Annotated in this window: 8 protein-coding genes; all 8 read left to right on the plus strand. The window is 72.7% G+C overall.

Annotated elements, in window-relative coordinates:
• Positions 1-2,613 (plus strand): EAL domain-containing protein (locus tag JWR81_RS19555; RefSeq protein WP_367278811.1); only part of this gene is annotated, 2,613 nt, incomplete at its 5' end.
• A 95-nt stretch (positions 2,614-2,708) separates the two neighbouring features.
• Positions 2,709-3,794: an ABC transporter ATP-binding protein gene (locus tag JWR81_RS19560; RefSeq protein WP_297654648.1), complete on the plus strand. Its 1,086-nt coding sequence runs from the start codon at positions 2,709-2,711 to the stop codon at positions 3,792-3,794.
• Positions 3,795-3,855: 61 nt separating this feature from the next.
• Positions 3,856-4,512 (plus strand): ABC transporter permease, encoded by a 657-nt coding sequence (locus tag JWR81_RS19565; RefSeq protein ID WP_297654652.1) that lies wholly within the window; start codon positions 3,856-3,858, stop codon positions 4,510-4,512.
• Complete coding sequence (locus JWR81_RS19570; RefSeq protein ID WP_297654655.1) at positions 4,509-5,225, plus strand: ABC transporter permease; 717 nt, start codon at positions 4,509-4,511, stop codon at positions 5,223-5,225. The genes JWR81_RS19565 and JWR81_RS19570 overlap by 4 nt, the downstream gene beginning before the upstream one ends.
• A gap of 23 nt (positions 5,226-5,248) precedes the next feature.
• Positions 5,249-6,178 (plus strand): ABC transporter substrate-binding protein, encoded by a 930-nt coding sequence (locus tag JWR81_RS19575; RefSeq protein WP_297654659.1) that lies wholly within the window; start codon positions 5,249-5,251, stop codon positions 6,176-6,178.
• Between the two features lie 75 nt (positions 6,179-6,253).
• Positions 6,254-6,577 carry a glycine betaine ABC transporter substrate-binding protein gene (locus tag JWR81_RS19580; RefSeq protein ID WP_297654662.1) on the plus strand — a complete coding sequence of 108 codons (324 nt, stop codon included), beginning with the start codon at positions 6,254-6,256 and terminating at the stop codon, positions 6,575-6,577.
• A complete protein-coding gene (locus JWR81_RS19585; RefSeq protein WP_297654665.1) occupies positions 6,574-7,371 on the plus strand; it encodes an MOSC N-terminal beta barrel domain-containing protein in 798 nt (265 codons plus the stop codon). Before JWR81_RS19580 ends, JWR81_RS19585 begins: the two co-directional genes overlap by 4 nt.
• A 40-nt stretch (positions 7,372-7,411) precedes the next feature.
• Positions 7,412-7,543: a hypothetical protein gene (locus JWR81_RS19590; RefSeq protein ID WP_297654668.1), complete on the plus strand. Its 132-nt coding sequence runs from the start codon at positions 7,412-7,414 to the stop codon at positions 7,541-7,543.
• The last annotated feature ends 234 nt before the right edge of the window (positions 7,544-7,777 follow it).

The raw sequence follows: 7,777 nt of genomic DNA on the forward strand, positions 1-7,777 counted from the left end.
GCCGAGTCGCCGGCCGCCGTGGGCACCGGTGGCCGGACCGAGCCGGCCACGGACCCGGCGGCGATCCACACGATCGACCCCTACGACACCGTCGACGAGTCCGACGAGTGGGCCGGGTACGGGTCGCCGCGTGTACTGCCCGCCCTCCGCGACGCGGTCTTCGGCAACGGCCCGGTCGGTGACCTGCCCGGCCGTGCCGACGGCACCGGCGCGGGCCGGGGCCCGGAGACCATCCGCCTGCCCGCCGCGCCCGCGGCCGTCTGCGACCGCTCGGACCGCATCGTCCGTGCCAACGGCGCGCTCGCGCAGCTCGTCGGCCGCGACGGCGAGCTGGCGGGCATGCGGCTGGCGCAGCTCGTGGTCGGCCCGGACCGCGACGCGCGGCTCGTGCGGGGCGACGGGCACCTGGTGCGCATCCGCGTCGTCCGCTGGGAGCTGCCCGGCGAGGAGCTGTCCGCGGTGGTGCTCGTCGAGCTGGGCGACGGCGGCGGCAGCCTGGGCCGCACCGCCGACCGCGACTGGACGACGGAGCTGGAGCGCATCGCCCGCGTCGGCACGTGGAGCTTCGAGCTGGCCACGGGCACGTTGCACCGCAGCGACACGCTCGACGAGCTCTACGCCGCGGTCGGGCTCGACCCGGAGTCGGCCGAGGCCGGACCGGTGGAGGGCGAGCAGGTGGCGCTGCTGTGCGAGGACCTGCGATCGGGGCGGACCGGTGGCGGGCAGCCCACCGACAACCACGTGGAGCTGCGGCTGCCGGGAGACGTGCTGCTGAGCTGCCGCGCAGAGGTGGAGTACGCCGAGGACGGCGCGCCCGTGCGCCTCGTCGGCGTGGTGCGCGACCTGACCGCGCAGCACCGCGACGAGAACGCCCAGCGAAGCGCCGCCGACCGCATCCGCAACTCGGGGCAGCGGTTCGCCGACCTCATGGCGCTCGTGCCCGGCGGGGTCGCGCTGATCGACCCGGCGGGTCGCACGGCCGACGCCAACGCAGGCCTCTGCGCGCTGCTGGACGTCCCGCTGGAGCAGCTGCGCGGCCTGCCCGCCGGGCTGCTCGCCGCCGACCTGCCCGTCGACGTCGCCGGCGGCGAGCGCCCGGAGTGGCTGCGGGTGATCCCGCCCGGCGCGTCCTACGGCTACCGCGTGGACGTCGCTCCGCTCCGCCGCGGCGACGGCACCACGGTCTGGTGCGAGCTCAACGTCTCGGTCACCTCCGCCGACGACGGCAGCTGGTTCTGGCTGGTCGTCTGCACCGACGTCTCTGAGCGCCGCCGGGCCGCGGAGCTGCTGCGCAGCGCCGGCACCGTCGACGAGCTCACGCGCCTGCCCAACCGCGCGGCCAGCCTGGAGCTGGTGGACCGGCTGCTCGCCGGGCCCGGCCGGAACCGCGTCGCGGTCGTGTGCGGCGACCTCGACGACTTCCAGCGCGTCAACTCCTCGCTGGGCCACGAGGCGGGCGACGACCTGCTGGTCTCGCTCGCGGCGCGGCTGCAGCGCGAGCTCCCGGTGGGCTGCACCGCCGCGCGCCTGTCGGGCGACGAGTTCGTGGTGATCTGCGCCGACCACGCCGAGGTCGGCGGTCCGGACCAGCTCGCCCGCATGGTGGCCGACCTGCTTCGCACCACGATCACGGTGTGCGGCCGGCCCGTGCAGATGACGGCGTCGGTCGGGCTGGCCACGCCCGTGCCCAGCGGCGAGGTGCGCGCGGCGGACCTCCTGCGGTTCGCCGAGGTCGCGATGCACGACGCCAAGCGGAGGCAGTGCCGTGGCGGGATCGGCGTGGCCACCGACGGCGTCGTGAGCTCGGCGACGCGGGCGCTGGAGCTGGAGGCCGAGCTGCGGGCCGCGATCGCGGGCGGCGGGCTGGTGCTGGAGTACCAGCCCGTCGTCGGTCCCGACGGCACCGTGCTCAGCGCCGAGGCGCTGGTGCGCTGGCCGCACCCGGAGCGCGGCGTCATCTCGCCCGGCGACTTCCTGCCCGTCGCCCAGCGCAGCGGTCTGCTGCGCGACCTCGACCTCTGGGTGCTGCGCACGGCCGTTCACGAGGCCGCGACGTGGCCCGAGCACCGCGGCCGCCGTCCGGCCGTCGCGGTGAACCTCGCGGGCCTGCTGCCCGGTGAGGCGGACTTCCTGGCCGCCGTCACCGAGATCGTCGAGAGCAGCGGCCTGCCGTGGGACCAGCTCGTCCTGGAGCTCGTCGAGACGAGCCTGGTGGCGCTCCCGCCGCACGCGCTGGCGGCCATGGCCACGCTGGTCGACCGTGGTGTCCGCTTCGCGGTGGACGACTTCGGCACCGGCTACTCGTCCCTGGCCCGGCTCAAGGAGCTCCCGGCGCAGACGGTGAAGGTCGACCGTGCGTTCGTCACCGGGGTCGCGGACGACCCCGCCGACTTCGCCGTGGCCCGTGCCGTCGTCGACATGGCGAAGGCGATGGGCCGCAGCACCGTCGCCGAGGGGGTCGAGACCGCGGAGCAGTTCAATGTGCTGCGCGGCATCGGCGTGGAGGCGTTCCAGGGCTGGCTGTTCGCCCGCCCGCTGCCGCCGCACGCCCTGCGCGCGACGCTCGAGGGTGGCCGGCTGGCCACTCCGGCGAGCCGGAACGCCGGTCTCTAAGCGATCACGAGACATGCTCTCGTCGGTGTCTCGGGCTAGCCTCGTGCTCCTGCGGTGACCGACCAGGTGTCGCCGGTGAGAACCGGGGGTCTCGGATGATCGAGTTCCGGGGCGTGACGAAGCGCTTTCCCGACGGCACGGTGGCGGTCGACGATCTCGACCTGACCGTCGACGCCGGCAAGATCACGGTCTTCGTCGGCCCGTCGGGCTGCGGCAAGACCACGTCGCTGCGCATGATCAACCGGATGATCGACATCTCCGAGGGCACGATCGAGCTGGACGGCCGCGACGTCAACGCGGTCGACGCCGCCGAGCTGCGCCGCGGCATCGGCTACGTCATCCAGCAGGCAGGGCTGTTCCCGCACCGCACCATCCTCGACAACATCGCCACGGTCCCGCTGCTGCTGGGCTGGAACAAGGGCAGGGCCCGCAAGCGGGCGGCCGAGCTGATGGAGATCGTCGGCCTGGTCCCGGAGATGGCCAAGCGCTACCCGGCGCAGCTGTCGGGCGGCCAGCAGCAGCGCGTCGGGGTGGCCCGCGCTCTCGCGGCCGACCCGCCCGTGCTGCTCATGGACGAGCCGTTCAGCGCGGTCGACCCCGTGGTGCGCGAGAGCCTCCAGGATGAGCTGCTGCGGCTGCAGGGCGATCTGGGCAAGACCATCGTCTTCGTCACCCACGACATCGACGAGGCCGTGAAGCTGGGCGACAAGGTGGCGGTGTTCCGCACCGGCGGCCTGCTCGCCCAGTACGACGAGCCCGGCGTGCTGCTCGCGCGCCCCGCCGACGACTTCGTCGACGACTTCGTGGGCCGCGACCGCGGCTACCGCGGCCTCGGCTTCCTCTCCTCGGCCAAGCTGCCGCTGGGGGAGCTGCCCACGGTGGCCCTGGGCGAGCCGGCGCCCGGCGGTGAGGGCTGGACGCTGGTCGTCGACGGCTCGCGCCACCCGCAGGGCTGGATCCGCGGGGTCACCGGTCCCGTCGGCGCCGACCACCTGGTGCCCGGCGGGTCGCTCTACGACGTCACCTCCGGCTCACTGCGCAGCGCACTGGACGCGGCGCTCTCGTCGCCGTCCGGGCAGGGGGTGGCCGTCGACGGCGACGGTGCCGTGGCGGGCTCGATCAGCGCCGACGACGTGCTGCGGGCCCTGGAGGGGGTCCGCAAGGGCGAGGCGGCGGCATGATCGGGCCGGCCATCATCACGGCGCTCGTCCCGGCCGCCGCTCCGGTCTGGGAGCACTCGGCATGACCTGGGTCCTCGGCAACCTGCCGTTGATCGGGAGCCTCACCCTGCAGCACCTGGTGTTCGCGCTGGTCCCGGTGGTGATCGGGCTCGTGCTGGCGATCCCACTGGGCTGGCTGGCCAACCGCACGAGGTTCGGCCGCACGCTCACGATCAACGCATCCGGGCTGCTCTACACCGTCCCGTCGCTGGCGTTCTTCGTGCTGCTGCCCGCGATCCTGGGTACGCAGATCCTCGACCCCGTCAACATCATCGTCGCGTTGTCGGTCTACACGCTCGCGCTGCTGGTGCGCACGGTCGCCGACGCGCTGTCGGCGGTGCCGCCCATCGTCGTCAACTCGGCCACGGCCATGGGCTACAAGCCGGTGCGCCGGTTCCTGGCCGTCGAGCTGCCGCTGTCGGTGCCGGTCGTGCTGGCCGGGGTGCGTGTCGCGACGGTGTCGTCGATCAGCCTCGTCACCGTCGGGGCCACGGTCGGGTTCGGCGGGCTGGGCAAGATGTTCACCGACGGGTTCCAGCGCAGCATCACCTCCGAGGTCGTCGCGGGGATCGTCGTCGTGCTGGTGCTGGCCCTCGTCATCGACGGTCTGCTGCTGGCCCTGGGTCGGGCGATCACCCCGTGGGACCGGATCGCCGCCGCAGCGGGGAGAGCGCGATGAACTACCTGAGCTACCTGTTCGACGCCGCGAACTGGTCGGGGTCGCAGGGCATCCCGCAACGCCTGGTCGAGCACCTCGGCTACACCGCGCTGACGATGATCATCGCGCTGGCCATCGGGGTCCCCCTCGGCGCCTGGATCGGCCACACGGGTCGCGGCGGGTTCCTCGCCGTCGGGCTGGCCAACGGCCTGCGGGCCCTGCCCACGCTGGGCCTGCTCATCCTGCTCGTCACGCTGATGGGCCTCGGGATCACCGGCCCGCTGATCGCGCTGGTGATCCTGGCCGTGCCGCCGATCCTGGCCGGCACCTATGCAGGCGTCCGCAACGTCGACACGGCGATCGTCGATGCGGCGCGCGGAATGGGGATGCGCGGGCGCGAGATCCTCTTCCAGGTGGAGCTGCCGAACGCCCTGCCGCTCATCATCGGCGGGGTGCGCAGCTCGGTGCTGCAGGTGATCTCCACAGCCACGATCGCCGCGTACGTCGCCCTGGGCGGCCTCGGCCGCTTCATCATCGACGGTCTCGCCATCCGTGACTTCCCGCAGATGGTGGCCGGATCGATCCTGGTCGCCCTGCTCGCCATCGTCGCCGACCTGCTGCTCGCCGGTCTGCAGAAGCTGCTCGTCTCGCCCGGTCTGCAGGTGGCTCCGGCCGTCGGCCGCCGCCGGTTGCGTGCCGTGCCCGACCCCCGACCCGCCGCACAGGCGGCCTGAGCCCCACCCCCCGGAGGACCCTGATGAGACGCTCCCTGATCATCCGCACCACGGCGGTCGCCGCCACCGCCGCGCTCGCGCTCACCGCCTGTGGCGGCGGTGGGGGCAGCCCGCTGTCGAGCGGTTCCGGCGGCTCGGCCGCGCCGTCGTCGACGATCATCGTCGGCTCGGCCAACTTCACCGAGAACTCGATCCTGGCCGAGATCTACGCCCAGGCGTTGCAGGCCAAGGGCATCACGGTGGAGAAGAAGCTCTCCATCGGCAGCCGGGAGGCCTACTACCCGGGCCTGCAGGACGGCTCGATCGACCTCATCCCCGAATACACCGGCGTGCTGCTGCAGTACATCGACAAGACGGCCAAGGAGACCTCCGCCGACGACGTCTACGCGGCGCTGCAGAAGGCGTTGCCGGCCAACCTGACGGTCACCGACAAGTCCGCGGCCGAGGACAAGGACGCCGTCGTGGTCACCAAGGAGACGGCCACGAAGTACAACGCCACCTCCATCGCCGATCTCGCCCCCAACTGCGGGCAGCTCACGTTCGGCGGGCCGCCGGAGTTCCAGACCCGCCCCGACGGCATCCCCGGCCTCAAGAACACCTACAACTGCACGTTCAAGGACTACAAGTCCCTCGACGCCGGTGGCCCGCTGACCATCGCGGCGCTGAAGAACGGCGACATCCAGGCGGCCGACATCTTCACCACCGACCCGTCCATCACACAGGACGGCTTCGTGGCACTCGCGGACCCGAAGAACAACTTCGCCGCGCAGAACGTCGTGCCGCTGATCAACAAGGCGAAGGCCACCCCGGCCGTCACCGCCGTGCTCAACGCGGTGTCCGCCAAGCTCACCACCGACGAGCTGATCAACCTGAACGCCACGGCCGCCGGTCCGACCAAGCCCGCCGTCGACGTGGTCGCGAAGGACTGGCTGACGAAGAACGGCCTGATCTGATCGGACCGGGAGATCCCGCACCCGAACGGTGCGGGGTCTCCCGCGTCGACCCGATAGGGCAAGGAGCCCACCACGATGAAGCGCACCCTCGGTCTGTTCATGGCGGGAACACCCCTGCTCACCGCGTTCGGTGGCGACAACGGGAGCCTGTTCACCACCGATCCCGCGCTACCGGCCAACGACGTCGTGACGCCGCAGGACCCCAGGAACAACTTCCCCGCGCAGAACGTCCTGCCGCTGATCAACAAGGCCAAGGCCACCGGGGCGGACGCGCTCGGCGCGGTCTCGGCGAAGCTGCCGCAGAAGGAGCTGCTCAACGTCGACGTCGAGCAGGCGCAGAAGGCGTTGGCGGACGTCCAGCTGGCCACGAAGTGGCTGAAGGCGCAGGGGCCGGCATGACGGCGGTCGGGACGGTCGCGGAGCTGTACCGGTACCCCGTCAAGTCGATGCTCGGCGAGGCCCTGGACTCCCTGGTGCTCGCCTCGGGCGGGGTGGAGGGCGACCGCGCCCTGGCCCTGCTCGACGCCGAGACCGGCCGGGTGGCCACGGCCAAGCACCCGCGGCTGTGGCGGAAGCTGCTGCAGTTCACCGCCACCCTCGACGGCTCGGGGGTCCACATCACGAGCTCCGACGGGAGCGCGGTGGAGGACGTCGACCGCGCACTGTCCACGGCGCTCGGCCGGGAGGTGCACCTGGCGGGCGTGCGCCCGGACGGAGCCGCCGTCGAGCGGCCCGATCCCGAGGACGTGCTCGCCCACGGGGTCGATGCGGACGTGCCGTTCGGCACCCTGGAGATCGCGCAGGGTTCCACCGGCACCACGTTCGTCGACTACGCGCCCGTGCACCTGATCACCACGGCCACGCTCGACCGGATCGGGGCCGAGGCCGTGCGCTACCGGCCCAACCTGGTGATCGCGACGCCGGCGGGTACGCCGTACATGGAGAACCACTGGGTCGGCCGGGAGATCGTGGTCGGTGAGGTGCGGCTGCGCGGCATCCTGCCCACCCCGCGTTGCTCGGTACCCACGCTGGAGCACGGCCCGCTGCCCCGGGCCGCCCACGCGGTGCGCACCGTGCTGGAGGAGAACCGCGTGGACGTCGAGGGGTTCGGCGTCCTTCCCTGCGCCGGCGTGTACGCCGAGGTGGTGAGCGGCGGCACCGTGCGCGCGGGGGATCCGGTCGTGCTTGTGTGAACTCGAGCGCGGTAGATCTCGTCGATCGGCTGCTGTCCCCATGACCGAGCAGGGCTACGTGACCACGCCCGTCGGCAGCGACCCGTACCGCCCCGTGACGACGCGCCGCGACGAACGCGGCCGTTCTGGCGTGATCCTCACGCGCCGTACCGCACCGCCCCTGCCGGGGTGACGGCGGGCGACGCGCGCTGATCAACCGGTGGCGAGTGTGACGCCGAGGGGGCAGCGCGAGTACGGCGAGCCCGGACACGGCCAGGGCGCGGCGGCAGGTCTTGATCACCGCTTCATCGTGTCGACCGGTGTCCGGGAGCGGCTGGCGCAATCGTGACCGATCCCCTCCGGCGTTCTGTGGTCAGAGCGCGGGGATCACCGCCTCCCCGTACGCCTCGATCGTCGACTCCCGCGC

Source organism: Pseudonocardia sp. (assembly GCF_025965585.1).
Classification (GTDB): Bacteria; Actinomycetota; Actinomycetes; order Mycobacteriales; family Pseudonocardiaceae; genus Pseudonocardia.

Bases quoted from the DNA above. Each gene is read 5' to 3' on its own strand.
- JWR81_RS19565 (WP_297654652.1), top strand. From the start codon at position 3,856: ATGACCTGGGTCCTCGGCAACCTGCCGTTGATCGGGAGCCTCACCCTG.
- JWR81_RS19585 (WP_297654665.1), top strand. From the start codon at position 6,574: ATGACGGCGGTCGGGACGGTCGCGGAGCTGTACCGGTACCCCGTCAAG.
- JWR81_RS19560 (WP_297654648.1), top strand. From the start codon at position 2,709: ATGATCGAGTTCCGGGGCGTGACGAAGCGCTTTCCCGACGGCACGGTG.
- JWR81_RS19570 (WP_297654655.1), top strand. From the start codon at position 4,509: ATGAACTACCTGAGCTACCTGTTCGACGCCGCGAACTGGTCGGGGTCG.
- JWR81_RS19575 (WP_297654659.1), top strand. From the start codon at position 5,249: ATGAGACGCTCCCTGATCATCCGCACCACGGCGGTCGCCGCCACCGCC.
- JWR81_RS19590 (WP_297654668.1), top strand. From the start codon at position 7,412: ATGACCGAGCAGGGCTACGTGACCACGCCCGTCGGCAGCGACCCGTAC.
- JWR81_RS19580 (WP_297654662.1), top strand. From the start codon at position 6,254: ATGAAGCGCACCCTCGGTCTGTTCATGGCGGGAACACCCCTGCTCACC.